We start from the raw sequence: 1392 nt of genomic DNA, 5'->3' as shown, positions 1-1392 counted from the left end.
CTACTATAGTATATGAATAGAACTTTAATATGTAATAGTTCAATTGTTGGATTTAATAGAATTAATAGATTAACCCATTTATACAAACAAAAGAACATAACGAAAGGAAACAGAGATGGATGTATGCCTCGAAAAACATAGGTTTTAAGACATGTAATGGGATATGAAATTCATCATATTGGTCAGCTATCTATATGGGCGAGGGAGTTAAACTTGCAATCTGTTTCAGCAAATTTGATTGGACGAGGATGATAGAATTAAAAACCGACTTGCATCTCAAACGCAAGTCGGTTTTTATATATAAGAAGATTTCTTAATTGAAATCCTCGGATTTTTTCTGACGTATATGTAAAAACATTAAGGTGGTAATGATTAAAAAAATCATTATAGTTTGTATAATTAAATTTTTAAACTGAAGCAATATTGTCCAAGATGTAAGGGCGTCTTTAAAAGCTTGGAGTGCAGAGTACGAGGAAGGATCAAAACCATACTGTAGCAACTTTTTTGTTTCAATAAATGAAATGTTTTCTTCATCTGCATCTAATATTACTGAAATTAGTCTAGTATCTCCAAGTTTTGCTGTACTGACAAAACTATAATTACCGTTAGTTGAAAAACTAGTTTGTAAGCCATCAACACCTTGAAGTTTAATGTTTTCATTAAGGGAATATATCATTTTATTCGTATTGAAAACCTGGGAATCTTTGAAGGTAAATTGGTAAGAGGTTAGTTTCGTAATATTCAATACATCTGGAAAATCTTTTACTAATTTTGCTGCTAGTTTAGCTGCGTCTATCGCTGTTGTAGTTGATTGTTTATCTGTATCATTATTAATTCCAGTAGAGTTTAGAAATGGAGATGGTTGTAATAACTTTAGTTCTTTTGCTTTTTTATTCATTAATACTGTAAAGTTATCTTCATTTCCAGCAATGTGTTCTGCTAGAGCGAGTGCAGAACGATTATTCCCTGCCAGTAGCAATGCATGAAGTAAATCACGAACCGTTGTTTTATCATTCGATGTTACTTGTATAGGGCTTGTTTCTACTCGGAAAACTTCGTTACTTATTTGTACTAAGTCATCTAACTGTATTTTTCTATCATTTAGTTGCTCCAATACGATATATTCTGTCATTAATTTAGATAAAGCAGCTGATTGTACCGGAGTTTCTTCATTTTTTTTATAAACAATTTCACCTGAATTAGCATTTATTAAAATAGCTGATTTAGCTTGAATAATCGGACCATTTACATAAAGATAAAAATATAAAACGATAAGTGCAGTAATAAAAAAAGATAATAATAAAATAGCGAATTTCTTTAAGAATTGCATAAGCGATCCTCCTATTATGACATCAATACTAGTATTGTAAAAAGGAATGCTTAATTAGGAAG

Annotated in this window: 1 protein-coding gene and 1 pseudogene; one reads left to right on the top strand and one right to left on the bottom strand. The window is 30.4% G+C overall.

Annotated elements, in window-relative coordinates; all coding sequences use genetic code 11:
• Positions 1-141: 141 nt before the first annotated feature.
• Positions 142-252, top strand: a pseudogene (locus tag ABWK52_RS29295) (DinB family protein); the annotation flags it as partial.
• A gap of 61 nt (positions 253-313) precedes the next feature.
• On the opposite strand, the gene ABWK52_RS29290 reads toward ABWK52_RS29295, so the two are convergent.
• Positions 314-1330: a D-alanyl-D-alanine carboxypeptidase family protein gene (locus ABWK52_RS29290; protein WP_001160052.1), complete on the bottom strand. Its 1017-nt coding sequence runs from the start codon at positions 1328-1330 to the stop codon at positions 314-316.
• Between the last annotated feature and the right edge of the window lie 62 nt (positions 1331-1392).

The sequence above is a fragment of the Bacillus sp. AP50 genome (genome assembly GCF_040492675.1).
Classification (GTDB): Bacteria; Bacillota; Bacilli; order Bacillales; family Bacillaceae_G; genus Bacillus_A; species Bacillus_A cereus.
The sequence above is the reverse complement of the archived record's forward strand: the minus strand, read 5'-3'. Positions and strand labels throughout refer to the sequence as shown.

What these genes read in the sequence shown, in the direction of transcription:
- ABWK52_RS29290 (WP_001160052.1), bottom strand. Translation starts at nt 1,330, where the DNA reads ATGCAATTCTTAAAGAAATTCGCTATTTTATTATTATCTTTTTTTATT.